At 58.3% G+C, this 25,538-nt stretch carries 26 protein-coding genes, 1 tRNA gene and 1 pseudogene; 10 read left to right on the top strand and 18 right to left on the bottom strand.

Features of this window, described 5'->3' with window-relative positions:
- The first annotated feature begins 1,052 nt into the window (after positions 1–1,052).
- Both PFEN_RS31250 and PFEN_RS04120 read left to right on the top strand, forming a co-directional pair.
- Positions 1,053–2,207, top strand: a complete 1,155-nt coding sequence (locus tag PFEN_RS31250) for a methyl-accepting chemotaxis protein (protein ID WP_412071384.1) — start codon at positions 1,053–1,055, stop codon at positions 2,205–2,207.
- A gap of 115 nt (positions 2,208–2,322) precedes the next feature.
- A tRNA-Met gene (locus PFEN_RS04120) sits at positions 2,323–2,399 on the top strand.
- 114 nt (positions 2,400–2,513) lie between these two features.
- On the opposite strand, the gene PFEN_RS04125 is transcribed toward PFEN_RS04120, so the two are convergent.
- Positions 2,514–2,846 (bottom strand): hypothetical protein, encoded by a 333-nt coding sequence (locus PFEN_RS04125; protein WP_191485753.1) that lies wholly within the window; start codon positions 2,844–2,846, stop codon positions 2,514–2,516.
- Positions 2,839–3,003, bottom strand: a complete 165-nt coding sequence (locus PFEN_RS04130; protein ID WP_191485754.1) for a hypothetical protein — start codon at positions 3,001–3,003, stop codon at positions 2,839–2,841. The genes PFEN_RS04125 and PFEN_RS04130 overlap by 8 nt, the downstream gene beginning before the upstream one ends.
- 603 nt (positions 3,004–3,606) lie before the next feature.
- Here PFEN_RS04130 and PFEN_RS04135 point away from each other — a divergent pair.
- Positions 3,607–3,948, top strand: a complete 342-nt coding sequence (locus tag PFEN_RS04135) for a DUF6124 family protein (protein WP_191485755.1) — start codon at positions 3,607–3,609, stop codon at positions 3,946–3,948.
- Positions 3,949–4,165: 217 nt separating this feature from the next.
- A complete protein-coding gene (locus tag PFEN_RS04140) occupies positions 4,166–5,011 on the top strand; it encodes a LysR family transcriptional regulator (RefSeq protein WP_224770884.1) in 846 nt (281 codons plus the stop codon).
- 1 nt (position 5,012) lies between these two features.
- Here PFEN_RS04140 and PFEN_RS30940 read toward each other — a convergent pair whose 3' ends face one another.
- From PFEN_RS30940 to PFEN_RS04170, 7 genes and pseudogenes are all read right to left on the bottom strand, one after another.
- Positions 5,013–5,138: a hypothetical protein gene (locus PFEN_RS30940; protein WP_263596579.1), complete on the bottom strand. Its 126-nt coding sequence runs from the start codon at positions 5,136–5,138 to the stop codon at positions 5,013–5,015.
- A gap of 148 nt (positions 5,139–5,286) precedes the next feature.
- Complete coding sequence (locus tag PFEN_RS04145; RefSeq protein ID WP_191485756.1) at positions 5,287–5,694, bottom strand: hypothetical protein; 408 nt, start codon at positions 5,692–5,694, stop codon at positions 5,287–5,289.
- A 198-nt stretch (positions 5,695–5,892) separates the two neighbouring features.
- Entirely contained in the window at positions 5,893–6,927 is a 1,035-nt protein-coding gene (gene adhP, locus PFEN_RS04150; protein WP_191485757.1) for an alcohol dehydrogenase AdhP, read from the bottom strand.
- Between the two features lie 79 nt (positions 6,928–7,006).
- On the bottom strand, positions 7,007–8,443 hold the full coding sequence (locus tag PFEN_RS04155; RefSeq protein ID WP_191485758.1) for an NAD(P)(+) transhydrogenase (Re/Si-specific) subunit beta: 1,437 nt from the start codon (positions 8,441–8,443) through the stop codon (positions 7,007–7,009).
- Positions 8,444–8,452: 9 nt separating this feature from the next.
- Positions 8,453–8,794 carry an NAD(P) transhydrogenase subunit alpha gene (locus PFEN_RS04160; RefSeq protein WP_191485759.1) on the bottom strand — a complete coding sequence of 114 codons (342 nt, stop codon included), beginning with the start codon at positions 8,792–8,794 and terminating at the stop codon, positions 8,453–8,455.
- A pseudogene (locus tag PFEN_RS04165) lies at positions 8,787–9,943 on the bottom strand (NAD(P) transhydrogenase subunit alpha). Before PFEN_RS04165 ends, PFEN_RS04160 begins: the two are co-directional and overlap by 8 nt.
- 61 nt (positions 9,944–10,004) lie before the next feature.
- Positions 10,005–11,387 carry an NAD-dependent succinate-semialdehyde dehydrogenase gene (locus PFEN_RS04170; RefSeq protein WP_191485760.1) on the bottom strand — a complete coding sequence of 461 codons (1,383 nt, stop codon included), beginning with the start codon at positions 11,385–11,387 and terminating at the stop codon, positions 10,005–10,007.
- 296 nt (positions 11,388–11,683) lie between these two features.
- Between PFEN_RS04170 and PFEN_RS04175 the strand changes: the two genes are divergently transcribed.
- A complete protein-coding gene (locus PFEN_RS04175) occupies positions 11,684–13,960 on the top strand; it encodes a response regulator (protein ID WP_191485761.1) in 2,277 nt (758 codons plus the stop codon).
- A 75-nt stretch (positions 13,961–14,035) separates the two neighbouring features.
- Here the strand turns inward: PFEN_RS04175 and PFEN_RS04180 are convergent, their stop codons facing one another.
- The 3 genes from PFEN_RS04180 to PFEN_RS04190 all read right to left on the bottom strand — a co-directional run bounded on the left by PFEN_RS04180 (position 14,036) and on the right by PFEN_RS04190 (position 16,176).
- Positions 14,036–14,710, bottom strand: a complete 675-nt coding sequence (locus PFEN_RS04180) for a BON domain-containing protein (RefSeq protein ID WP_191485762.1) — start codon at positions 14,708–14,710, stop codon at positions 14,036–14,038.
- An 84-nt stretch (positions 14,711–14,794) separates the two neighbouring features.
- Positions 14,795–15,055, bottom strand: a complete 261-nt coding sequence (locus tag PFEN_RS04185) for a hypothetical protein (protein WP_224770885.1) — start codon at positions 15,053–15,055, stop codon at positions 14,795–14,797.
- A gap of 17 nt (positions 15,056–15,072) precedes the next feature.
- The gene (locus PFEN_RS04190) at positions 15,073–16,176 is read right to left on the bottom strand and encodes a polyamine ABC transporter substrate-binding protein (RefSeq protein ID WP_191485763.1); all 1,104 of its coding nucleotides are present in this window, start codon (positions 16,174–16,176) and stop codon (positions 15,073–15,075) included.
- Positions 16,177–16,315: 139 nt separating this feature from the next.
- On the opposite strand from PFEN_RS04190, the gene PFEN_RS04195 reads away from it, so the two are divergent.
- Positions 16,316–17,107, top strand: coding sequence for a response regulator transcription factor (locus PFEN_RS04195; RefSeq protein WP_191485764.1), 792 nt, complete (start codon positions 16,316–16,318; stop codon positions 17,105–17,107).
- A 220-nt stretch (positions 17,108–17,327) separates the two neighbouring features.
- Here PFEN_RS04195 and map read toward each other — a convergent pair whose 3' ends face one another.
- Both map and PFEN_RS04205 read right to left on the bottom strand, forming a co-directional pair.
- Complete coding sequence (gene map, locus PFEN_RS04200) at positions 17,328–18,119, bottom strand: type I methionyl aminopeptidase (RefSeq protein ID WP_191485765.1); 792 nt, start codon at positions 18,117–18,119, stop codon at positions 17,328–17,330.
- Positions 18,116–18,382, bottom strand: a complete 267-nt coding sequence (locus PFEN_RS04205; protein ID WP_191485766.1) for a ParD-like family protein — start codon at positions 18,380–18,382, stop codon at positions 18,116–18,118. Before PFEN_RS04205 ends, map begins: the two co-directional genes overlap by 4 nt.
- A gap of 139 nt (positions 18,383–18,521) precedes the next feature.
- Here PFEN_RS04205 and PFEN_RS04210 point away from each other — a divergent pair, with 139 nt between their 5' ends.
- Positions 18,522–19,211 carry a helix-turn-helix transcriptional regulator gene (locus PFEN_RS04210; protein ID WP_191485767.1) on the top strand — a complete coding sequence of 230 codons (690 nt, stop codon included), beginning with the start codon at positions 18,522–18,524 and terminating at the stop codon, positions 19,209–19,211.
- A gap of 102 nt (positions 19,212–19,313) precedes the next feature.
- Positions 19,314–19,688, top strand: coding sequence for a VOC family protein (locus PFEN_RS04215; protein ID WP_191485768.1), 375 nt, complete (start codon positions 19,314–19,316; stop codon positions 19,686–19,688).
- A gap of 98 nt (positions 19,689–19,786) precedes the next feature.
- Here PFEN_RS04215 and PFEN_RS04220 read toward each other — a convergent pair whose 3' ends face one another.
- On the bottom strand, positions 19,787–20,095 hold the full coding sequence (locus PFEN_RS04220) for a hypothetical protein (protein ID WP_191485769.1): 309 nt from the start codon (positions 20,093–20,095) through the stop codon (positions 19,787–19,789).
- 451 nt (positions 20,096–20,546) lie between these two features.
- Here PFEN_RS04220 and PFEN_RS04225 point away from each other — a divergent pair, with 451 nt between their 5' ends.
- Together PFEN_RS04225 and PFEN_RS04230 are read left to right on the top strand one after the other, a co-directional pair.
- The gene (locus PFEN_RS04225; RefSeq protein WP_191485770.1) at positions 20,547–21,218 is read left to right on the top strand and encodes an ATPase; all 672 of its coding nucleotides are present in this window, start codon (positions 20,547–20,549) and stop codon (positions 21,216–21,218) included.
- A 398-nt stretch (positions 21,219–21,616) separates the two neighbouring features.
- A complete protein-coding gene (locus PFEN_RS04230) occupies positions 21,617–22,573 on the top strand; it encodes a cation diffusion facilitator family transporter (RefSeq protein WP_191485771.1) in 957 nt (318 codons plus the stop codon).
- Between the two features lie 68 nt (positions 22,574–22,641).
- On the opposite strand, the gene ddlA is transcribed toward PFEN_RS04230, so the two are convergent.
- The 3 genes from ddlA to PFEN_RS04245 form a co-directional block, all read right to left on the bottom strand.
- Positions 22,642–23,736 carry a D-alanine--D-alanine ligase gene (ddlA, locus tag PFEN_RS04235; RefSeq protein WP_191485772.1) on the bottom strand — a complete coding sequence of 365 codons (1,095 nt, stop codon included), beginning with the start codon at positions 23,734–23,736 and terminating at the stop codon, positions 22,642–22,644.
- A 114-nt stretch (positions 23,737–23,850) separates the two neighbouring features.
- A complete protein-coding gene (locus PFEN_RS04240) occupies positions 23,851–24,303 on the bottom strand; it encodes a carboxypeptidase regulatory-like domain-containing protein (protein ID WP_191485921.1) in 453 nt (150 codons plus the stop codon).
- Positions 24,304–24,594: 291 nt separating this feature from the next.
- Positions 24,595–25,464 carry a Dyp-type peroxidase gene (locus PFEN_RS04245; protein ID WP_191485773.1) on the bottom strand — a complete coding sequence of 290 codons (870 nt, stop codon included), beginning with the start codon at positions 25,462–25,464 and terminating at the stop codon, positions 24,595–24,597.
- Between the last annotated feature and the right edge of the window lie 74 nt (positions 25,465–25,538).

The following is a 25,538-nucleotide window of genomic DNA, read 5'->3' on the forward strand; positions in this document are numbered from 1 at the left end:
GCCCCCTTACAAAGGGGAGTGAGAATGGGAAGTTTCGCCACAACCGCTGACCTACAACGCCTCACTGGCGGACTTCCCGAGGTTTCTAATGACGGCAACCGCTACGATTGCACCAAAATCGTGCGATGCGCCCTGAGGAGTAGTCGACCATGCACGCTTTTTTATCACCGGGGATTCGACTGCTAGGCCGCTTCGGGTTCGCCCGTAAGTTTCAGGTACTGTTCCTGTTGTTCATCGTGCCGCTGATGGGCAGCCTGTACCTGATCGGCCAGGATTATCGCGGCAAGCTGGCACTGATTTCCGAGGAGCGTGCCGGCGTCAATCAACTGCTGGCCCTCGACTCACTGGACAACCTGCTGGCCGCTCAGCGTGACCGTGCCGCCCGTTGGCGCGCCACGGAGACCAATCGCCAACCGACACCCGCCACCCTGGCGGCCATGGCGGCGCTGGACAAAGTCCAGCCCGAAATCAACCAGGCCGTCGAGACGCTGGGCAAGACCCTGCAAAGCTCAGGAGCCGGTGCCGACACCCTGCAGCGCTACCAGGTCCTGCAAGCCGCCCTCACCGGCCTCGACTCCGCCAGCCTGAGCAAGGTCGGCTGGTGGCCGGATGGCTATGATCGCTTCACCAGCGCCTTGAGCGCGTTGCAAGCGCTGCGCGAGCAGGTCGCCATGGACAGCCGCCTGATTCTCGCCCCCTGGATGGAAACCTACCTGCTCACGCAAATCGCCACCCAGCACGCGCCGGACCTGATCGAGCGGGTTGGTCGTCTCGCCAGCGTCGGCCAGGCGTCGGTGGTGTCGGGCCAGTTCAGCCTGCAAAGTCGCCTGCAACTGAAGGATCTGCGCAGCCGTATCGGCGATGCCCGCGAACAATTGACCAAGACCGGCAACCTGCTGGAAAGCCGCCTGCCAGCGGAGCTGAAAAACTGGGCGGAGCGCTACCACGCCAGCCTGAAACACTTGGATGACGGCCTCAAGACCCTCGACGACGGGATGTTCGCCGGCAGTATCAGCCTCAAGACCGAGGGTTTCGAACAGACCCTGGACAACATGCTCGGCGAACTCGCCAGCTTGCGCCAGGACAGCCTCACCGCCCTCGACAGCCGCCTGGACCATTACCACGGCGCGGCCATCCGCCAGTTCAGCCTGCTGGCGGGGATTTTCGGTTGCCTGCTGCTGGCGGCGCTGTACCTGTTCGTCTGCCTGCAGGCCTCGATCCGCCGGAGCGCCAGCGGTATCACTCTGCTGGCCGAATCCCTGCGCGACGGCAACCTCTGCCTGCAGGTGCCGGTGGAGGGCCGTGACGAGCTCGCGGCCATCAGCACCGCGCTGAACGTCGCCGTGGTGCAACTGCGCACCAGCCTGCAGGGGGTCGACCATGAGACCCTGCAACTGAGCGCGGCGGTGCGCACCCTCAACACCCACTCCAGCGGAGCCCTCAGCGAGGTCGAGACGCAACAGGCGCAAATCAGCCAGATCGCCGCGGCGGCCACGCAACTGGCGGCCACCTCCCAAGGCGTGGCGCAGAGCTGCGAACAGGCCTCCGACAGCGCCCAGAACACCCAGCGCATTGCCTCGGAGAGCAGCCGCGACAGCCAGCGCACCACCGCCAGTATCCAGCAACTGAACCAGCGCCTGAACGAAACCGCTGCGGCCCTGGGCCGGGTCAGCGAACAGGGGCAGCAGATCCAGTTGGTGGTCGACACCATTCGCGGGGTGGCCGAGCAGACCAACCTGCTGGCCCTGAACGCCGCCATCGAAGCGGCGCGGGCTGGTGAGCAAGGGCGCGGCTTCGCGGTAGTGGCCGATGAAGTGCGCAGCCTGTCGCAGCGCACCCAGAGTTCGACCGCGCAGATCGCCAGCACCGTCGACAGCCTGCGCTCCACGGTCAGCCAGGCCGTGACCCTGATGGAAGCGGCCTGTCTCCAGGCCGAGACCGACGCCCAATCGGTGACCGGGCTGGGTCAGCGGCTGGTGGAAATCGCCGGAGCCGTGCAGACCGTCACCGACACCCTGGCACAGATCGCCACGGCGGTGGACGAGCAGGCGAGCACGGCGGACGAGGTCAGCGGCAATATCCAGCAGATCGACCAGGCGGCGCTACGGCTGCTGGAAGGCGCGCGCGCGGTCAACCGCGCGGCGGACAGCCTGAGCGAAGGCAGCAAGGCCCTGAGCGACAATACCGGGCGCTTTCGCCTGAGTTGAGGAGGTCAAGGCCCACGGTTTTCGCCGGTGGGCCTTAAGCGTTTGATAGCGTAGAGAAAATTTTCAGATATTTGCTTGACACAACATCGTTACCGGCGAATAATGCGCGCCACTTGGCTACATAGCTCAGTTGGTTAGAGCATAGCATTCATAATGCTGGGGTCCGGGGTTCAAGTCCCTGTGTAGCCACCAAGTACTAAAAACGGCTTACCGAAAGGTAGGCCGTTTTTTTATGCCCGGAGAAAAGTGGTGGACCAGGAAGGCAGAAACGACAGACCCGGAGATGGGCCTCGCGGAGCTCAGAATTTACGGATGAATGAATTTTGCCGCCGTGAAGGCAAGCCCCGCGAGAACGGCCGAAATTTGCACGAAGCGCCAAGTCGAGTCACTGACGACTTTTTGAACGTCAGTAGAGATTGAGCCGCGCAACGCCTCCACATCGAACTTGGTTGCCATGTTCCTTTCAACGTTGTCGAGTTTTGTCTCGACGCGAGCAAGCCGCTCCCTGATCTCAGGGATTACCTTCTCCAATGCCGCTACGCGTACTTCCACGGGATGATCTCCAGGCGGTTCCTCACCACCAGTATTGCTCGCATCCCCCTTCTTGTCATCCCATCGACCAGAAACGACATCACCCATTTTCCTTCTCCATGGGAGACAAGCCTTCCACAACTTTTTTGACGCTGGTGTAAGCCATGTAGCCGCAGTTGGGGCATTCCATCGAGAATGTTGGATGCGCCACTCGCTCAGAAAGCAAACGCTCTGGTGAGACCTCATCCATCCTGGTGATCATCATGCAAGACTCAAGGCCCATCTCCAGAGATTTGTCGATATAGAAATTCCACTCGCCATCGTGGGGGCATACTGGACAAGAGCTTGATCGGCCAGCCTTTACCAGGAAACTTATGAATTGGCTTAACGTGATCCGCCATTCCTTTGGTATTGAGTCGTTGTCCTCCAACCGTCATCCCCCCAGTCAATCGCTTAATCTTAATTTGACCACTTCACCGCAATGACCGGACGGATACGCCCCACCATCAAACACACACCTTATCTCCGGTGCTTTCGCTTGACCTGCAAGACATCTCTCTTTCCCTCGCCTGAAATTTCCTAGAAACTTCCGCCCTGTTGCGCCCGCCGATTTCGCTGGCTAGCCTTGAGTCGTCACTGCCAAATCAGTGATCGGGTTTAGCAGCCTGGAATCTTTAACATTGGGCGCACAGCGCCACCCAAGTCGGGTGCATTTTTTTGCCTCCGTTTTATGGTGGCTGTGCGCAGGGCACCTTCGGGTGCGCCGGGTTTCCCAATGTTCCGGTCTGCTAACCTGCGTACAGCTGCCACCCACATTCGTTTAGCAGCGATAGCCGGCAGCTCCATTCAACATTGGGGATGCACAATCATGTTCAAGGTAACGCCTAATCCACCTGCTTCATCCGGCATAGAAACCATCGACCCACAAGCCGTCGACCGCGCCCTGGCTCACTACATGCGACCAGAAGGTCACACACCAAAAGCGCCCAGCGCCACTGTGTCGCTCAAACACCCACCCATCTCTCAAAGCCACGAAGACGCCCTGGTCAATGCCAGCTCAATCCTCGATTCCGCTGCCGCCACCGCCTATGAAAATGCCGACAACCTCACGGGCGCCAACCGCAAGGTGGCGATGGGCATCGTGCATCTGATCGAACTGGCACAGCGCAAGCTGGACTCTGTGATAGAAGAAATAGCGGTCCCGGGCTGACCAGAGCGGTGCAATAAAAGGTACTGGCTCAACACTCGCTCATAACCAGTTTTTTGCCTTCCAAAAACCCTCGCAATTAATCATGAAAAAGCCCCGGGCACGCACAATACCCAGGGCTTTCGCTCTCAAAATATGGTGTCGCGAAAGCCGCCTTCGGTACACATGTCACGGGTCATGGTAACTTCATCACCTTCGACATAGGCCCTCGAGCGCCACCATGAAAATGCCCGATATCGACGCTATCCAGGCGTTTGTCCTGGTTGCGGAACTCAAGAGCTTCACTCGCGCCGCCGATGCTATAGGCGGCACCCAGGCGGCTATCAGCCTCAAAATAAAGCGCTTGGAAGAAACCCTCGGGCGCAAGCTGCTGGAACGCACGCCGCGACGAGTCACGTTATCGGCTCATGGGCAGATGTTCGTCGCCAGCGCACGGCACTTGCTGGATAACTACCAGCAAGCGATGAACTGTTTCGGCAAGCAGAAACGCACCCTGCGGGTCGGCGTCAGCCATCACATTGTCGGGGCCGATCTCACCCTGTGGCTGCGACGCATGGCGAACACCGACCCGGAGGTGATCGTCGCCTTCAGCCTGGGCACGTCCCGGGATATGCTGGAGAGCTACGAGCAGGGCAAGCTGGATGTGGCCTTGGTCCTGAGGCACGACAACCGGCGCCAGGACGGCGAGGTGATTGGCGCCGCGCGATTCAGCTGGATGGCGGCGCAAGACTTCGAACTGCTCCCCGGAGAACCGTTGCCACTGGCGATACAACCGGCGCCCTGTGGCATGCGCAGCATGGTGATGGCGGCCCTACAAACACAGAACCGCCCCTGGGAAGAGGTCTTTGTCGGCAGCGGAATTCTGGCCATTGGCGCGGCCGTCGCGGCCGGCATCGGAATAGGCGCCATGGTCGAGCGCATGGCTGCGCACGGCTGTGTCGACGTGGAACAGCGGATCGACCTGCCGCCCCTGCCCTCGCGTGAAATCGTGCTCTATACCGCGCAGCGCGACGCCCAGGCGCAAGCGCTGATCAGCGCGTTGAGCGCGGACATCTCAAACAGTTGAACTAGAAGAACAAGCGTCCAGTCCTGGCCATCATCACCGCCAGACTCACCAAACCCAGACTGACGAGGACGAATGCCGCGAGATGTACCAGCACCAGCATGAGCGGCTGCATTCGATACTGTTCCATATTGGCTTCCTTGGTGGGCTCCAGAAGCAACAGTATGGGGAGGGCAATAGTGCGTGAAACAGACGTTGCGGGCTATTTCAGTGATAAGCGTTGCGCTTGTGGCCATGGAAATAACGACAGCTCCAGCAACGACTCCTGGACAAGCTGCCTACGGTACCGCGTAGCTCTCGTAATCCAAGGCGATCATGCCGTCTTTCGAGTAGCTGACGTACACCACCACCGCATCACTGCTGACGACCAAGGCGTAGGGCCATTTGCCGTTAGCCTTCCTCAACTGCTCATACAGCGGCGTAAAGTAGCTCTTTGTCTGGCCTCGTGGGTCGTAGGGCAATTGCACATGAAAAATCGGATAGTGCCCTCCATTGCATAACTGCACCCGCTCCAGCTTGATGTCATCTTTCTCCAGCACTGCACGGGTTGGATGCTGCCAGGCAACGAGGTCGACATCGTGACAATCGTTGACCGTGCTGCTGTAGAGTTCGGTGTTTTCCAAGGCGGGAAGTGCCGAAGCCAAGCAAGGCAAAAGCAACAATGGCAGGGGAAGAAAACGCGGCATGGCAGCGCTCCGAAAGAGGCAGGAACGCAATTGTAAAGCCTTGACCGCATTCTGGCTGACTATCCGCAGCCGGAAGCTCAAGCGCCAAACCCACCCGGCGCCACAAAGCCGCACAAAAACCCCAGACACTCGAAGCGCTGGGGCTTTTCTTTCGGAGGGACAGGCCCGGGATTTCAGCCGCATCCGCCTACTGAAAGATCAATTCAGCTTGAAATCGATCACGACTCTCGCCGCCACATCGCCCTTTTCCAATCGCTCGAAGACTTGATTGATGGCCGACAGCGGCTGGCGCTCGATATCCGCCTTGACCTTGCCTTCGGCGGCAAATGCCAGCGCCTCGGCCATGTCCTGTCGGTTGCCCACGAAAGAACCACGCACGGTGATGCAGTTGGCGACCACACCGAATAGATCCATGGGAAAGTCGCCAGGCGGCAGGCCGACCAGGACGCAGGTGCCCAGTTTTCGGGTCATCGCCACACCCTGTGTGAAGGCCCCAAGCGAGGGGGCGGTGATCAGCACACCATGGGCTCCGCCGTCCGTCGCGGCAATGACCGCCGCCACCGGATCGCTGCCCTTGGCATTCACGACGGCGTCAGCCCCCAACGCGGTCGCATGGGCCAACTTGCCGTCGTCAATGTCCACGGCACACACCCGTAGGCCCATGGCCTTGGCGTACTGGACCGCGAGATGCCCCAAGCCGCCAATGCCGGAAATAACGATCCACTGCCCCGGCCGGACATCGGCTTCCTTGATGCCCTTGTAGGTCGTCACCCCGGCGCAAATAATCGGTGCCGCCTCGCAGGGATCCAGGCCAGCCGGGATATGCGCGACATAATTCGGGTCCGCCAGAATGTATTCCGCGAATCCGCCGTTGCGTGTGTAGCCACCAAACTCGGCTTTCGCGCAGACGGTCTCCCACGCCTGCAGGCAGTATTCACAATGACCACACGCCGAGTAGAGCCACGGCACGCCGACTCGCTCGCCCATTTGTACGGCGGTGACGCCAGTGCCCAGCGCCACCACTCTGCCGATGCCTTCATGTCCGGGCGTAAAGGGCAGTCCTGGCTTGAGTGGCCAATCTCCTCGCGCCGCATGCAAGTCGGTGTGACACACACCACAGGCCTCAACCTTGATCAGGATCATCCCCGGCCCTACCGCCGGGATGTCCACCTGACGGACAACCAATGGCTTTCCGAACGCCTCGACGACCGCCGCCAACATTTTACTTTCCATCGGACTACCCTTCTTCAGAGTGGTAATTGCTCGCCCGACAACCGCCAGGCGAACACGAAAACAAGCGTCAACCGATCGTTCAAGCCAAGCCTCTGACCGCCTCGATCATTTTTACCAACACGGCCTGCGCATCGCCGTAAACCATGTTGCAGTTTTCTCCGTAGAACAGCTGATTCTGGATACCGGCGTAGCCCTTGCCCTCCCCGCGCTTGACCACATACACATGATGGGCCTTATCAACATCGAGAATCGGCATGCCGTAGATGGGCGACGACTTGTCGCTGCGCGCGGCGGGGTTGACCACGTCGTTGGCACCGATCACCAACACCACATCGGTGTCGGGAAAGTCGGTATTGATGTCTTCCAATTGGAAAATCAGATCGTAGGGCACCCCGGCCTCCGCCAGTAACACGTCCATTTGCCCAGGCATGCGCCCCGCCACCGGGTGCACGGCGAACCTCACCAGCACGCCGTGCGCCTGTAACAACTTGACGAACTCATAGAGCTTTTGTTGACCCTGGGCGACTGCCAGGCCATAGCCCGGAACGATGATGACCTTATTGGCGTAACGCATAGCGACACCCGCATCGCTCGCCGCCGTCGGCTTGAGCTCGCCCTCGATCACCGCCCCCTTGCGCGTCGGCTGATCACCAAAACGCGCAAAGAGCACATGAACCACCGTGCGATTCATCGCTTTGGCCATGAGCAGAGTCAGCAGCACGCCAGCGGCACCGACCAGCATGCCGGCGATCATCAGCGCCGGTACCTGCAACACAAAGCCTTCAAGGCCAACCGCAAGGCCGGTGAAGGCGTTGTAGATGGAGATGACCACCGGCATGTCGGCACCGCCGATAGGCAGCGTCATCAACACCCCGAACAGCAAGGCGCAGCCGAAGAACACTCCGATCAACCAGAGGACATGACTCAGCGAACCGCCGGCGTCTTGCATGACGACCATCAACCAAGCACCGACACTCAGCGTCACCAGCATCAACAGGGCGTTGATCAGTTGCAGCCCTTTCATGCGTAATGGCTTGTTGAGGCGGCCGTCCAACTTGGCCCAGGCGATCAAGGAGCCCGATAACGAAATCGCGCCGATCAGGGCGCCAAACAAGGTGCCGGCCAACGTCGAGAGATCGAACACCCGACTCCCGAACAACTCCATGGCGGCAATGGCCGCCGCCGCCCCGCCGCCCATGCCGTTGTAGATCGCGACCATCTGCGGCATGGCGGTCATGGCCGCCTTGCGCCCACTCCACCAAGCCATGCCACCGCCGAGCAGCAGGGCAACAAGCGCCAGGCTGACGTTGACCGGCAGTTGCGGTCGAGCCGCTTCGCTCACGGAAAACACGTAGAGAAAACTCACCAACACCGCCGCCAACATGCCCCAACCGGCAACATGAATGCCGCCCGCGGCCGTGACCGGCGAAGACATCCGCCATAACCCGAAGATCAGTAAAAAGGCAGCACCGAGATACACCATCCCGATAAGCCATTGCGAAGTCATAATCAGCATACTCAAACCTCAGGCCTTTTCAGCTTTTCTGGACACGCTGTGATGAGCTTTGCGCCGCTTGGGCTCAGGCGCGCTGGTCTGGAACATCGCGAGCATCCGACCGGTGACCGCGTAGCCTCCCGCCGCATTCCCCGCGCCCAGCAAGACCGCGACAAAGCCTGCGGCTTGTTCGGCGAACGTCACGGCATCGAGCAATCCGATCAGGCCGCCGACAACCACGATGCCATGGACAAAGTTCGAGCCCGACATTAACGGGGTATGCAAAATGGCCGGGACCCGGCCAATGATGACCCAGCCGGCGAAAGCGGCCAGCATGAAAATATACAGACCGACAAAGCCAATACTATTCATGAGTGCTGTGCTCCTTGGCTGCGTGGTCCGCTTCGGTGTCGCCCGGGGGCGCTGGATGCATGAGCTTGCCGGCATGGGTCAGTACTGTTTGCGCCAGAATCTGATCGTCCCAGTCGATGCCGATGACGTTGTTCTTCAACATCAGCGCCAGCAGGTTGAACTGATTTTTCGCGTACAACAGGCTGGCGTCCTGACTCAAGGACGAGGGCAGGTTCAGCGGCGCCATCAGGGTAACCCCACCGATCATGACGGTCTGTCCGGGCACGCAGCCTTCGCAATTGCCCCCCCTTCGGCGCCAAGATCGACAATGACCGCCCCGGGCTTCATGCCCGCGAGCTGCGCCGCGCTGACCAATCGTGGAGAGGGCCGTCCCGGTACCGCCGCGGTGGTAATGACGAGGTCCGCCTGTTGGATATGCTCGGTCAAGACTTGAGCGACTTGCGCTTTTTCCGCTTCGCTCAACTCGCGCGCATACCCGCCCTTGCCTCGTGCATCGACCCCGACGTCGACGAAACTGGCGCCAAGGGACCTCGCCTGCTCCGCGGTTTCCGGGCGCACATCGTAGCCCTCGACAACGGCTCCGAGCCGATGCGCGGTCGCAATGGCCTCCAGTCCCGCCACCCCCAACCCAAGGACCAGGACGCGGGCGGGCCCCACGATTCCCGCCGCCGTGGTGATCTTGGGCAGTATCCGGGACATATGTACCGAGCCAAGCTGCACCGCGTAATACCCCGACATAGCCGACTGACTTGAAAGTGCATCCATCGACTGGGCCCGGGTGATGCGCGGCAAGCGCTCCATGGCAAAGCAAGTGACCTGGCGCTCCAACAAGCGCTGTACCACCGCCGGATTCTTTTGTGCATAGACAAAGCACAGGAGCACCGAGCCTGGCTTCATCTTGCCGATGACTTCCAGGGATGGCGCCTGCACCGCCAGGACCACATCGGCCTCATGTACCAGTTGCCCACCGTTGGGCAGGAACAGGACGTCCGGATAAACCGAGTCCGGTAGAAAGCTCGCTTCGCCAGCCCCCGATTGCATATGCAACCTGGCGCCGAGCGCACGCAGTTTCGCGCACAGGCTCGGCACCAAAGCCACACGTCGTTCGTGGGGATGGGTTTCTTTCATCACAGCCAGATTGACGTACATCGCGCGCTCCGTTGAAGGCGCCCGACCATGGCGGGCGCCAGGATGTCTGCGGGCCAGGACTTCAGAGCGGCGCTTGGGCCACTACATAACGCACGAGCTTTTTATTGACGAATTGCTGGATGCCCATATCACCCAGCTCGCGACCATAGCCCGAGTTCTTGATGCCGCCAAACGGTAGCTCGGCATCGCTCCAACTGATGTTGTTGATAAACATCATGCCGGTCTCGATGCGACTGGCGACACGACGCCCCCTGGCCAGGTCACGCGTAAACACCGAACCACCGAGGCCGAAGTCGGAATCGTTTGCCAAGGCAATGGCCGCTTCTTCGTCGGCAACGCGGAAAAACAACGCCACGGGGCCAAAGAACTCATCCCTGAATGCCGGATTGTCGGGGGCGATATCCGTGAGAATGGTCGGCGCCATGAATGAGCCGGGACGATCGATCCGCCCGCCGCCCAGCAGAACCTTGGCACCGTGCGCAATCGCCGTCTGCACTTGCTCAAGCAGTTGCAGCAACGCGCCTTCCGAGGACAACGGGCCCAAGGTGGTCTGCTCGTCCATGGGATCGCCGGGGACCAGCGCCGCGAGCGCCGCCTGAAACCCCTCCAGGAACGCGTCGGCCAGTTTATCCACGACAATGAAGCGTTTTGCGGCGCAACAGGTCTGCCCGCAGTTGTACATCCGCCCCCAGATCGCCCACTTGATCGCCAGATCCAGGTCGGCATCCTCGAGCACAATGAACGCGTCGCTGCCGCCCAGCTCCATGGACGATGGCTTCAGATTCTGTCCGGCCCACGCAGCCAGGCTGCGGCCGGCGGCGACACTGCCGGTCAATGCGACGCCGCGGATGCGGTCGTCGTCGACCACCTGCCTGGACTGCTCATGGGAGATCAGCAGATTGGTGTAAAGCCCCACGGGCGCGCCGGCATCGAGGAGCAGTTGCTCAAAGGCAATCGCGCATTGCGGCACGCAACCGGCGTGTTTGATCACCAATACGTTACCTGCCATCAGATGCGGCCCCGCTACGCGAGCCAACTGATAGAACGGAAAGTTCCAAGGTTCGACACCAAAAACCACACCAATGGGACTGCTCTCCATATGCGCCTCGCCCTGGTCCGGGTGCAGTGCTTCCGGAGCCAGGAAGCGCTCGGCGTTCTTGGCGTAGTACGCCAGGATGTCGGCGCTGAACTTCACTTCGCCCCGGGCCTCATTGATGCGCTTGCCCATCTCCAGAGTGACCTTGCGGGCCAGTTCGTCGAATCGCGAATGCATCAGTTCGCCGGCCTTGGCAATGATCGACGCGCGCTGCGCATAGGTCTTGTTTTTCCAGCTGAGGTAACACTGCGCCGCAGCGGCCAGCTTTTGCTCCAACTGCTGATCGGTAAGCGTCTCGAATTGCGCGAGCAACTTGCCGTTGTAAGGATTGATAGTCGTATAGGCCATAACGGTTGCCTTCCAAGGAGGTTGAGTCAAACGCATAACGGATTGAATCCATCGGCTACGCACGTCGAGAACGACATCACGATGTCCCCCCTTGGCGGTTGATGACTAGAGTCGGAATCTACTCATACCCCGCTCGCTCATTTTCCAGCGCAAAGGAAAAGGCCACTACGCGCCGCTCTAGATCAAGGAAGACAGGGATCGGAATTTACTTAGCATAAGTCAATAAATCGTATTCCCGACGGCGTAGGATCGGCGAACCGGTACCTCCAGAACACCTCCTGTCAGGAATGTCAATCATGCGAGTACGCCGATCCATCCCGGAAAAGCCATTGCCGGACAAGACACTTGCGGTCCCATCCTCAGTGGATCAACTGCCTGGTCACTTGGCCAAGCGGTATAACGAACGGATGTTGGCGACCTGCTTGCGCACGCTCAATCGCAAATCCATTCAAGAGGTGCTGTGTCAGATTGCCGCCCCCGTGCTTTTCCTCGATAGCCAGCTCGACATTGTATTTTTCACGCCGGCCCTGATGGCCCTGTTCGATATATTGCCCAGCGACCTGGGCCGCCCCCTGGCCGATATCTGCTGCAGGGAGGCAACTCTCCCTTTATTGCATGAAGTTCAACAGCGTCTACGCAGCAGAACCTTACAAAGAACACTCATCACACTGAAGGATGGACGCTCTTTCGACTGCACCATCAAACAAGGTCCGCCATTGGAGGATGAGCCCGTCGGAATCGTGGTGGTCTTTACGGAAACGACCGAGGTACGGCGCTTGAGCAGCGCGCTTGCCCGTATTCGCGAACAGACATTGCCCCACTACGTGTCCAGCGCCGAGCGTTGGCGTTGCATAGATCAACAGCTTCGTCAGCCCGCGCAATCCGTTGCGCTTATTGCCGGGCAGGTTGGCGGCGTTGAATTCGATCCCATTTCATCGACTCGGGGTCTGCTCGAGCAACTGGGTGAAACCGTGGAAATTCTGCTCGGTCGACTCAGTTCCGGGCTCAACTTGCTCCCCACCGCAGGCACCGTCGGCCAACACGATGCGCTCGACTTCTCGATACAGGAGGTTTTCAACGCGTTGGCCGAAGACCTCTTGCCGCGGGCCGTCACCCAGCCAATCAAGGCTCGGATCGTCCCTTGCTCATTGTGGGTCAGAAGCCGCCCCGGTTGCCTCAGGCAAATGTTGAGCAATTTGATTTGCAGCATCCTCTCCAGTACCCACGGTGAACGTCTGTTGCTCGGCTGCAGACGACACTCCGAGTGGCTGAGCATAGAGCTCAGATATACCGGGACGGGCAATCGCGAAGACGCGTTGCGCCTGTTGTCCAGACCAGGACCTGAGGCCCCCCGGCGCGATGCGCCGGGCAACCAGGGAGTGCATTCGGCACACGAACTCGGCGCCCTGTTGGACCTTCAGTTACATGTCACGACCCAGCCAGGAAAAGGCACGCTGATCTCCATCAGCGTGCCGTTATCCCCGGCACGGACCCATCTGGCCGCGCGCGCCCCGGCGCCCAAGCAACAGGGGCTCCCGGGGTTGAACAGGGCGCTCAATCGCCTGTTGCTGATCATCGAACCCGATGAACGATTACGCGAACTACTCAGTCGCGCACTTGGTCCGCAGGGCTATCAAATTGCAACGGCCAGTAGTGCCAGCACGGCGTTGGAGTGGATAGCCCATTCGGCTATACAACCGGATCTGGTCTTGACGGAATACTCGCTTGAGCCGTACATGGACGGTATCCAGCTCATGCAAAAAATACGGGATCAATTCAATCGAACGACACCTGCCATCGTACTGACCGTAGACACGAGAAGGCAGGTTTCCCAATCGATCCTGGCCGCGGACTGCACACTGCTTCGCAAGCCCGTCGGCCTGAACATGCTGCTCTTCACCATCGACACGGCACTGAGGAGCGAACCTCAAGCACCTATCGAGCCCGCCATAAACCCGGGGCCCCAACCGATGGTGTACTTGGTGGACGCTGACGACGTTTTGCGCAGTAGCCTACGCGCAGTGCTGGAAGCCCATGGTTATGCGGTCCAGGACTATCGCAACCATGAACGGTTTCTCGACAGCTACGCTGGCGAACAACAGGCCTGCCTGATTGTTGACGCGCACCTGCCAGGAACAAGCGGACTTGCGCTGGTGGACCGACTAAGAGCCGATGGGGACGATCTGCCGATTATCATGATCAGCGGCAACAGCCGTGTGGCAACCGTCGTCAGTGCAATGAAAGCTGGCGTCTGCGACTTCCTTGAAAAGCCGTTTCGTTACCAGGATATTCTGACTGGCCTGACAAAAGCCTTGGCCATTCACCGAGAAATCGAGGGATCCAAGGTTCGTCGCAAATCGGCCATCGAGCATATTGCCAGTCTCACCACACGCCAACGTCAGATCATGACGATGGTACTGGCCGGCCAGCCCAGCAAAAATATTGCTTTCGACCTGGGGATCAGTCAAAGGACTGTTGAAAAACATCGAGCCTCTATCATGGCCAGGACAGAGGCGAAATCCATTCCCGAACTGGCCCGCATCGCCTTGGCAGCGAGTGAGCGAATGCTTTGACCGCCAGCGGCTGGAGGAACAATGGCATGTCCATCGCCCCAACGCCGACAGCGAATGATGAGACCTGGCTCGGTTTTATGTGCCCGGCTTTTGGCTGGCGGCCGAGACCACCAGGTTGTCGACAACCTTCAGGACTCCAGCGGTACCCGATGCGGTAGAGCGCGCCATGTCACGCTCGAGGAGCGATCCTACAGCCCCCGAAAGAATGACTTCCCCGTCCTGCACGCGCACATCGATACCATGGGCATCAACAATTGCCCGGCGTTTGAAGGCTGCTTCGATATCGCTCTTGATCGTATCCGAAGAAGCATGAGGCTTGACGACGATATCGTTGCTGATCCCCCTGACCCCCTGCAGATAGCGCACGGAATAACCCGCCGTCTGGCGCTGATGGTCCGAATCCACTTCACCGCTGAGAACCAACCAGCCATCCGACACACTGACCTTGACTCGGTGGTCTGCCAGCGACGTGTTCCATTGCAATGCCGCGACGGCCGCCGCGACGATATCGCTGTCCGTGCGAACATGACTTGAGGGCAGCACAACGTCGACGTTGTTGATCAGGTCCACGACCCCGGGGACATGGGCGACGGCCTGTTCTGCATGCCACCTCTCGGCATGACTGGCCACATTGCCGGAAATCGTCACGATCCCATCGGACACTTGAACCAGAATCTGCTCGGCCTTCAATGCCAAATCCCATTTCAGTTCATCAAGCACCTGCTGTCGTAGCTTTTCATCGGTATCCATTTAAAAAGCTCCAGAGATTGTCCAAGAGACTCCGCCGGCTAAACAGTATCCCTTTCCGACACGCTTCAGCAGCTCGGAAAATACCTATGGGCGGCCCTTTTTAGCTCGGTTCCCGATCTCCCTTTTCAGCCGGTGCACGTTCGGAAACTCAACCAATAGTGCCTTGTTACCCCTGGCGATCTGCTCCATCACCGCCAGGACAATGTTTTCACGCACCACCCCAGCCGAGACACAATACATGGCCCACGCTTGTTCGGGCGTGCAGTGGCCAATCTGCTCCTCAATCTCCTTGTAGGCTTTATATTCGTCCGACTCCAAGTAGTATTGGCAATGACCTTGGCTCATGGCTTTTCTCCGTCCCTTCACGTACCACTCTTCACTTTGGTCCAAACCCGGGTGCGGATTCGCTCTAACTTCAAGGGTAGTGGCTCCAGAGGAACGAGTGTAGCAAGCGTGTTCTTACCTGGATAAACCCAAGGATTGTCTCGTAGTGTCTGCTCGACAAACTCAGTTGCATCTTTATTAGCATTAGGATATAGCGTGTGATTTGAGGTTTTGGCAATAATTTCTGGGCGCAACATATAATTAATAAATGCCAGACCTTCCTTTGAATGGGGAGCATCTTTCAGCAGAACCAGATTTTCCGACCACACCAACGCCCCTTCGCGAGGAAGGCTGTAACCGATCTTGCGTCCAGTGTTGGACTTCTCGTTTATGGCCTGCGCAGCAAGGGCACCATTAGCCCATCCCACAACGACACAAATATTGCCGTCCGCCAGGTCGGCGTCGATTCTGGATGAGTCGAAATAGAGGACGTAGGGGCGGATTTTTAACAGCAGAGCCTGAGCCTTCTGGTAGTCATCCGGGTTCTGGCTGTTGCTCGGAAGCCCGAGGTAATGCAAAGCAATCGAAATGATCTCACTTGGAGAGTCGAGCATAGCCACGCCACACGACTTGAGTTTGCTGATGTTTTCTTCCTTGAAGATCAAATCCCAGCTATTCACCGGGGCATTATCACCCAATGCCGCCTTGACTTTATCAACGTCATAGCCGATGCCGGTGGTGCCCCATAAATAGGGTACCGCGTAGCGATTACCCGGATCATTGACCGCCAGCTGGGACAGGATATCCGGATCGAGGTGTGACAAATTACTCAGTTGACTACGATCCAACGGCTGAAGCACTCCCGCCTGGATCAGGCTTGGCAGAACATTGGAGGTCGCTACAACCACGTCATATCCCGTGCGCCCAGCCATTACCTTGCTCTGCATGATTTCGGCACTGTCGAACGCATCCATATGGACGCTGGTACCGGTTTCCTGCTCAAACTCCTTCGGGGTCTGCGGCGCGATAAGCCCAAACCAGTTATACAGATGCACCCCAGACTCTACAGCCCCTACTGATGTGCTTATCCCTACGCAGAGAAGCGAGGCCGAAAAAAGGGTTCGCAAACGCGATTTACACATACTACTATCCTTGTCAAGACGACATGCCCTCATGGCCATCGTAAGTCCTGACAGTGAATATACCGGGCATTACCCAATAGTAAATACCTACGAATACTTACATCTGACCTACCGATCCCTAACCCTAAAGGGGTAGACAATGCCGCTCGACCTTCATAGCCTGGCTTGGCACCGATCGGTTGGAAAACTGATCATGCAGTTGAACCGCCCAGAATTCTGGAGTTCACTTATCCGGCTGCTAAATGAATATGTAAAGATCGACAACTGGGTTGTATTGATCTTCAACAACCAACAAGTAAAGATTGTTAGCTTTCCTGAAGTAGCCGATACAGAAGAGGTCGACGCGCTCACTCACCGCTATGTCAAGGAGCTTTATCTACTGGATCCATTTTATATCGCCAATCGGGAAAATCCACAGAGCGGCTTCTTTCACATGCTGGATATTGCACCCGAGTATTTTCTTAAAACCGAGTACTATCATCAATATTTCGCGAAATACATCTCTGTCGATGAGGTACAGTACAACGTCCAGCTCGACACCGATAGAACGTTATGTATTTCCCTTGGCAGCAACGTCCACTTCGACCAAGAGCAAATCACAACGCTTGACATTATAAAGCCATGGATCATCGCATTAATGCATCAACGCATGCATTTTGAGACTGATCTGGAAAAAGATTGCAGCGAGCCGCCTCTAGAGCCAGAAACGATCATCCCGCCTGGCACGCAAATAACATCGCGTGAAAAGGATGTACTCAACTTATTACTTAGTGGTTTCTCTAACAAAGAAATTGCCGGAAAACTTTTTCTATCGACGGAAACAATAAAAGTTCACCGCCGCAATATCTACACCAAATTAAACATCAAATCACAATCCGAGCTCTTTGCTCGTTTTTTCACGCCAAAGCAGGATTTTTTCCCTACCCGTTGAAGTCAGTACTTTGCTGAACGTTTCGCTGCCTGCCTCGCGATTGACAATAAAAGACCCCAGGCACTCATAGTGTCCTGGGGGTTTTCTTTCTCAAAAAACCATTCTGCGGCGGGCGCTGCATCGTTAAGCACGTAGCGATGCCCCACCAACGTCTAGCGCATCGGCACCGGTTGTGGCTGATAATAGTAGACCAGCGGCGGAATCCAGCCGTTTCATGTGCCTAAACAACAGCGGGATACTCATCCTGTTTGTCCGGCCAAGGCGTCAAGACCTCGAACCCCTCGTCAGTGACCGCCACCATATGCTCCCACTGGGCCGAGAGGGAGTGATCCTTGGTGATCACCGTCCAGCCATCGGCCAGCGTTTTCACATGCCGTTTGCCGGCGTTGAGCATGGGCTCGATGGTGAAGATCATGCCGCTTTTCAGGGTCAGGCCCTGACCCGGATAGCCGTAATGCAGGACCTGCGGCTCATCGTGGTAGATCTTGCCGATCCCATGGCCGCAATACTCGCGCACCACGCTGAAGCCGTCGCGCTCGGCAACGCTCTGAATCGCATGACCGATGTCGCCCAACGTGGCACCAGGGCGGACCACGCGAATACCCGCGCACATGGCCTCATACGTGGTCTTGACCAAACGTCGAGCTTGCGGGCTGGGCTCACCGACGAAGTACATACGGCTGGTGTCGCCGAACCAGCCATCCTTGACCACGGCGATGTCGATATTCACGATGTCGCCATCGTTCAGCACCTTGGCCGCTGGGATGCCATGGCAGACCACCTCGTTGACCGATATACACACGGTTTTCGGAAAGCCGTGATAACCGACATTGCCCGGAATGGCCTTCTGCACATTGACGATGTAGTCGTGACAAAGCCGATCCAGCTCGTCGGTGGTGACCCCCGCCTTGACGTGAGGGGCGATCATCGCCAACACCTCGGCGGCCAGCTTGCCCGCCGTGCCAGACTGGGCTATTTGCGCCGGCGTATTGATCTTGATGTTCGCCTTCATTGCTGAGCTCCTGGCGCGGCATGAGTCCGACCGCCTTGCGAAAGATCCGCGAGCGCACAGAGCTGCTTCACATCAAGGCCGCCCTCCAGTTCGGCACGCACCAGCAAACGACTGATGTCGCGGTGATCCAGGTCGGGATGCAGCTCCGCCAGCATTCCGATGCGCATCCAGTGTTCGGCCTGGGCATTGATTGAACGACTCAACGCATCACTGGCAAGGCGCAGATTCTCGTGCATGCTCTCTGAAATCTTGACGATACCCATAGCTCAACTCAATATGAAATATATATGATTCGTATACTAATCGATGATGACGTTGGATCGCAACCTCAAAGCGCAGGACGGTTGTAGCCCCGTCCTTGATATGAAATTCTGTCGGCCATTACCTTTCGAGCTTGCCTGAATGTCCCGCTCCCAACGTCTCCTGGCCTTGATCCAGATTTTACGCAGCCACCGCTTTCCCGTTGCCGGGGCGGTGCTGGCCCAGGAACTGGGCATCACCCTGCGCACGCTCTACAGGGACATTGGCACCTTGAAGGAACAAGGTGCAAACATTGAAGGCGCCGCCGGGCTGGGTTTCGTGTTGCGCCCTGGTTTCATGCTTCCGCCCCTGATGTTTTCAGAAGACGAGATCGAGGCGCTCGTCCTCGGTTCGCGCTGGGTCGCCGAGCGCGCGGATGAGCGTTTGGGGCAAGCGGCACGTAATGCCCTGGATAAAATCTCCGCGGTCCTGCCCTCGGGCTTGCGCGATGAACTCGACGCTTCCGCGCTGCTCATCGGACCTAGCACCTCGCCTTTGCCGGTCGACATCGTGCAGCCACTGATTCGCCAGGCGATCCGGGCGGAGCTGAAAGTGGAGATCACCTACCAGGATGTGAAGGGAGAGCAGTCCTGCCGAACCGTCTGGCCATTCGCCCTGGGTTATTTTGACCATGCCCGGGTACTAGTGGCCTGGTGCGAACTGCGCGATGGTTTTCGGCACTTCCGCAGTGACCGGATTACCGAGTTCAAGGCCGCTCAGGAGCGCTATCCACGCAGACGCCAGGCACTGCTGAAGGCTTGGCGTCTGCAGCAGGGCATCTGCTCTCAATAGGCGATCACTGCTGACAAAAATGGGTAGTGGCATCCGTAGGATAGGCGGCGCTAGCAGACATTGTGCTGATAGCGCCACTTCCATCCCTGACTAGGAGCCCCAATGATCAAGCCCAATTTTTTCATCTTCTATGTAGACAGCCCACAAGTCAGCGCCCGCTTCTATGCCGATTTATTCGGTAACGCGCCTGTAGATGCCTCGGCTACGTTTGCACTGTTCGTTTTGGACTCAGGGTGCAAGTTGGGCCTTTGGTCGAAGCACTCGGTAGAACCACGGGTAGCCGACATCGGGGTTGCCGGCGAAATTGCGTTTTCCGTCGCGGAAAACGCGCTGGTCGATTCGACCTATCAAGCGTGGGTCGCCAAAGGACTGAGCATTATCCAGACGCCGGTGGCGATGGACTTCGGCTATACCTTTGTCGCGCTTGATCCGGACGGTCATCGGCTGCGCGTGTTCGCGGCGTCGGCGGGCGAGTGATAAGGAGGGTACGGCGCTATCTGCCGCGCCGTGCCCCATCGGTTGTCGTTGGAAAACAGGGCAGCGCCACAGGTTCCAGCGATATGGAAAGCCAGGCATCAGAGCAGCTTTTCCAGCACGGTCAATGCAACCAGCCCCAGAATCCAGGCGACAACAGTCACTTTGATCAGGGTCAGATGGCCTGCACCGGTAAAAATCCTCAAGCCGAAGAAGTAGACCAGCGTACTGACCAGTATCCAGAGCCAGCTCGTATATTGGCTGGCCTCTGGCAGCAACAGGGTCGCCCCTCCACCCAGGCCCGCGACAATCAAGGCTTGAGCGAAACCAAGGGAGACATACATGAAGCGAGCGGCCAACCACAGCACAGCGGCGGTAGCAGCGCTTGAAAGAAAGGCACTGATGAACATTAGGGTCTATTCCTTTAGACACTAGAACGGCAGTCCGAGTACGCTCGGCTACATCTAGATAAGTGTGCTCCATGGGTACTTATTTATCAGCGCCGACGCCACCAGGCGGTAAGGCGTAGCACCGACACAAGATACTAGCCACTTTTCCACACTGAATCCAGGTGACCCTTGTTGTTAACGGGTACTCGGCGCGAGCCAACACCCAGGACACTTGGACCTGTGTTCATACCGCAATCATCAGTCATCGCACAACATAACAAGCTTCTACTGGGCAACCGGAGGCGGTGTGCCAGTATCGGGCTCGACGATCAGATCTCCAGACGCAACCAGTGAACGTCACGCGCCCTATCATTCGTTCAGTTGATAGTAACCATCAAGGAATGCCTGTTTTGTTTTTCTGCCAAAGGAGGAAGATAGCCACATACGAACTTGCTTCAGAAGGAAACACACGATGAGAATTTCCACCTTGCTGGCTCTTGTCGTCGTATTGACCGGCGGTTTCCTCGCCACCGCCCCGACCTACGCCACCGAAGATCAGTCCTGCCATTTCCTGCCGGTGGTCGATAGCACCGCCAGCCTGAAACACGCCCAATCGGTGGGGGTGCTCTACAGCGAAAACACTGTCAGTACGCTCCAGTACCTTGAGCGCTACCACAGCGTCGCGCTGAACGGCGCGAAAAATGCCGCGCTGGACCCACGCATCAGCGACGCGTTCGTCAGCAGCTCCGATCCGAAGCTGGCCATCGACTGGCTTATGGGTTCGCTGCAGAAACAGTTCACTTCGGTGACCGTCTATGACAACCTCGATGCGCTGGTAAAGGCCCGTCCTGACGTGGTGGTGATGCTCGACACCTACAGCCGCCTGGTAACCAAGCGCAACAGCCAGTTCGAAGCACGTTTCGTCGCCACCTTCTATGACTCGAACCTGCAGTACATCGGCAAAGCCGAAGGCTTCGGTGAAAAAGCACTGCCTTCGATCTGGGTCCATGGCAAGGCAGCCCCGGAGATTGCCGCGCAGATCAACCAGCAGCGCGAGTTGCAGGTCAACGCTCTGAAACAATTCGACACTTCGCTCAACGCCCTGGTGACCTCCAGCGACACCGACCGGGTTGCCAGCAACTGATTCTGATTCCGCCACGTATTCAGGGGGAGCCATGCTCCCCCTGCTCTCTTCTGCTCGTCAGCCAATCAAAGCCGCCACTTGAAGTCTCGTATCGACAACGGAACACAAGAGGATATTGAAGTCAGCGCGAGTGCCGTCGAATACTACACGAGGAAACATTAAGATTCGCATTTGAGAACAGATGCAATATGTACACGAAACAAATTTTCAATCACCGCAATTATTTAAATAACATGGGTATTCGCCCAACTTTTCAGTATGCTTTATCCCTTGAACGCGCCTCTTTCTAAGGCGAACGCCAATGATTGTCGATTACATCAGAACACACACTTAAGTTAGCTGGAAAGCTTTGAGTTTCGTGCGCTGATAGTCATTTGCAAATAATGGAAAAGCAGCTGATGAACAATGAACAGTTCTCCGAAGACTCCGAGGACGAATACTGCAGTCCCGCCGAACGAGCGGCGGCGGCTTCCCGTTGTACCTGGGCGAGTGTGGGCATCAATCTGGCACTGTCCTGCACTCAGATCGTGGTGGGTATCCTGTCGAAATCCCAGGGTCTGATCGCCGACGGTATTCATTCCCTGTCGGACCTGATTGCCGACTTCGTGGTGCTGTTCGCCAGCCATAAAAGCAAGCAGGACGCCGATGAAGGCCACCCTTATGGGCACTTGCGCTTTGAAACGGCCGCCTCGATGGTCCTTGGACTGCTGCTGCTGGCCGTGGGCATCGGTATGATCGGTTCAGCCGTGCTCAAGCTTGAAACACCGGAGTCCATCCAGACGGTGCATATGACCGCGCTCTGGGTCGCGGGCGGCGCGCTGCTGACCAAGGAACTGCTGTTTCGCTACATGCTTGCCGTGGCGAAAAAGGTAAAATCGAGTCTGTTGATTGCCAACGCCTGGCATGCGCGCTCGGATGCGGCTTCGTCGCTGGTGGTCGGCATCGGTATTGCTGGCAACCTGGCGGGTTATCCCATTCTCGACCCGATTGCCGCGCTGGTGGTCGGCGGCATGATTGCCCGGATGGGCTGGTCATTTGGCTGGAACGCCTTGAATGACCTGATGGACAGTGCCGCCGACGAAGAAGAGGTAGCCTCTATTCGTACCACACTATTGGAGACCCCCGGCATCAAGGGGGTACATGATGTGCGCACGCGCAAAATGGGCGACATGCTCACCGTCGATGCACATATCGAAGTGGAGGCCTCGATGACGGTTGAAGAAGGCCACGCCATTGCCGTGGCCGCCCGTCAAAATGTCATGCTGCGCCATCGCGTCCTGAACCTGATGACGCACATCGACCCCTGGCATCGACCAGACCTGGATCATCTCGACCCGGCCAGATCCGGAGTCTGAAATCCTCACGGCACAGAGGCCGTCCCAGCGCTCGATCCGGCCTGAAGCGGTAATCCGCATCAGGCCTTTCAGCGACTGTTCTTCAACTTTTTCCGGGTCGCATGCCGCTCCAGCGCCAGTTCGATCAAGCGGCTCACCAGTTCGCTGTAACTCATCCCCGCCGCTTGCCAGAGTTTGGGGTACATGCTGATGCGGGTAAAACCGGGCAGTGAGTTGACCTCGTTGATCAGCACCTCGCCGTCAGCGGTGAGAAACACATCGACCCGCGCCAATCCGGCGCAGCCCAGCACCTGGAACGCCTCGATGGCTTGCGCGCGAATGCGCTCGCTATCCTCCACGCTGATCGCCGCGGGCACCACCACTTCAGCGGCCTGCTCATCGATGTATTTGCTGTCGTAGGAATAGAAGCCGCCGTGCACAACGATCTCGCCGCAACCGCTGGCCTGCGGGTGGTCGTTGCCCAGGATTGCGCACTCGATCTCCCGTCCGCTGACCGCCGATTCGATCAGGACCTTTTCGTCGAAATCCAGGGCCAGGGCCAAGGCGACCTGGTACTCCTCGGCTGTCTCGACCTTGCTCACGCCAACCGATGAGCCCTGGTTCGCCGGTTTGATGAACAGCGGCAGGCCGAGCTTCGCCCGCGCGGCCTCGAAACCGAGCCGGGCGGCGCTGGCCCGGGTCACGGTGATGAAAGGCGTCACCGCCAGCCCGGCATCGCGCAGCAGGCGCTTGCTCACGTCCTTGTCCATGCACACGGCCGAGCCGAGGACATCGGAGCCGACAAAAGGCAGGTCGGTCATGCGCAGCAAGCCTTGCAGGCATCCGTCTTCACCGAGGGTGCCGTGGACGATGGGGAAGATCACATCGACCTGTTCCAGCAGCGCCTGGTTGTGGGTGTCGACCAGTTGCTGGCTGGACTTGCCAGGGACCACGGCCAGCTCGCGATTGGATCGGTTCAAGGCAATGAGCGCCGGGTTTTCAGCGTTGATCAGGTAGTCGGAGCTGTCGTTGAGGTGCCAGTGGCCTTGTTTGTCGATACCGATCAGGACCGGCTCGAAACGCTTGCGATCCAATGCATCGACCACGTTGCGCGCCGATTGCAGCGATACTTCGTGCTCGGCCCCCATGCCTCCGAAAATAATCCCGACTCGCAACTTGCCCATCTTCCGACCTCGTGTCCAAATCTGTGTTTCAGGGGGGATTCCCTCTGTGCGCAGACTATTCGCAAGGCGGTGGTTTGGCATCCCCCTGGGTTGGGGTATTTTGAATAATACGTATTACTCGCCTTTCCAATTCACATTCACAGTCTCACTGGCCTCCCCACTCAGTACAACACTCTGCCTCTCCTCACGACCATTACGATGGCTGACAATCTCGTACTTGCCCGCTGGCAACTTGACGTACACCATCGGCCCAACCTGGGTCAGCGACAGCACCGACTCGCCACCCGCCTTTTGGATCGTGATGTCGACATCAGGCACGTATTCACCCTTGGCACCCACGCTCATGACAATATGCAGGTTATAACCGCGAGCCTGGAGCATTGCCCGGGTTTCATCCTCGCCGATACCCCCCGTCAGGTAAGAGACGCCGTTCTGGGTCTGCGGCGATAGCTGCACGGCCTCCTGGTTGATCGGTTCAGTCTCTCCCGCCGCCGAAACGATCGCGGGCATGCCCAATAGCACAAGGCCAGGCAAGGCGCAGAGTAAAAAAACACGAATAGAGATCATGATGAACACTCCCTGGCTCCGCTGGAGCCGGTGTCTCATCCGTCAGGCTGAGCTGGCAGCCGATTTCATTCGACAGACCGGTGCGGACTCTTTGGTTGGCAAGCGAGCCGCGCGGATGAGCGGGGGTTGATTTTCACTTCGCAGCAAAGGCCCCTTGAGTCTAGTGCCAACCGACCACCTGCTTAGATCAATTTCAACTCAGCTCAAGACCGGAGCGGACTACCCGTTTCCAGGCGCCGGCAGGAAAACGCCCGATGGCGGCATCGGGCGTCGCTCAGGCAAGACCAGGATTCAAACGGCTGACAGCGCGCTGAGGTCCAGACGGCCCTCGCTCAATGGCGGGCACCAGTAATAGCCACCGGTAATCGGTCGACTGAAGCGATACAAGGCGTCGACGATGCCGTCGTCCAGTCCGCTCATGCGCCGCAATTGCGCTTCGAAGGCCTCGAAGGAATGACCGAACGCCAGGAACATCAGGCCGGCGCCCTGCTCGTTCGACCAGGGCATGGAGCGGCGCACCACGAAGGCTTCCGGGGCAAAGCTCTCTTGAGCGGTACGTTTGACGTGGGCGGACTCCGGCGCGTCCTCCAACTCTTCATTATCACTCTTGCGCCGCCCCATGATGTTGTCCTGCTCATGGGCCGGCAGCGCGGCGAAAGCATCCAGGTCATGCTGCCACTGCTGGATCGCGGCAAAGCTGCCACCGTCGGCGGCGATCCCCGCGGCCACGGCGGCCTCGTCCACCGGGTTCTCGGTGCCGTCTTCATAACCGGTCAGGTCATGGCCACTTTTGTGGCGAAATGCTTCGGTCATCTGCACCCGTTTCAGGGCTGGTGCCAGCGCCCTCTCCAACTCGCGACTGCGATGCAACAACTCGCCACGGTCTTCGCCATGCAACCAGCACCACAGGGCATGCTGGGTCGATGGATTATCCACACCCGCGCCGGTGATGCCGGGAAATGCCCGCAATCCTTGGACATGACACCCCAGTGCCTGCACCAGCGACTCGCCAAAACCGACCACGGTGCGCTTGACGTCCACCAATCGGGCGAGATTGTCGAGTGCAGCCGGCAAGGCTTCGGCGGACTCAAGGGCGAAGAACAAGTGGCGTGCCTGCAAGGGCACAGGCTTGGCAAGGATGCCTGGCTGGTAGTGGCTCATGAGAACTCCTTTTGGCAAAGTCGCAAGTTTACCTTTGTTGCGCCCGCTACGCTTGCGGCTGAGATGACAGCCCC

The sequence above is a fragment of the Pseudomonas sp. FEN genome, assembly GCF_904067045.1.
Classification (GTDB): Bacteria; Pseudomonadota; Gammaproteobacteria; order Pseudomonadales; family Pseudomonadaceae; genus Aquipseudomonas.